The sequence below is a fragment of the Anaerophaga thermohalophila DSM 12881 genome (assembly GCF_000191885.1).
GTDB lineage: Bacteria > Bacteroidota > Bacteroidia > Bacteroidales > Marinilabiliaceae > Anaerophaga > Anaerophaga thermohalophila.
This window is the reverse complement of the sequence record NZ_AEWI01000164.1, coordinates 1-277: the sequence shown is the minus strand read 5'-3', so window position 1 is coordinate 277 and position 277 is coordinate 1. Positions and strand designations below refer to the sequence as shown.

Here is a 277-nt window from a genome sequence, read left to right as displayed (position 1 = left end):
GTAAGCCTTCGGCCTCCTACGTATTGTAAAAGTAAAAAAATTTTCCCAAGCCGGGGATACCGGCCTGGGAGTTGAATCTTTCTAAGTACTACTGGAATCTTTTGGAATTAGTTGGAGCTTTCCGGAAAATTCCGGCAATGGTTGGATTTTTTCCAATTATGAGGCAAAAGGTCAGCCAGGTCCAGATCATAGTTGCTATTGTACAATGCAATTTTGGAAAACACATCAGTCAGCCACTGCCGGGGGTTAACATCGCTGGCTTTGCAGCATCCCAGAA

At 44.4% G+C, this 277-nt stretch carries 1 protein-coding gene; it reads right to left on the bottom strand.

Annotated features, from left to right (window positions below):
- Positions 1-107: 107 nt before the first annotated feature.
- Complete coding sequence (locus tag ATH1_RS22860) at positions 108-275, bottom strand: transposase domain-containing protein (RefSeq protein ID WP_010424784.1); 168 nt, start codon at positions 273-275, stop codon at positions 108-110.
- Positions 276-277: the final 2 nt, after the last annotated feature.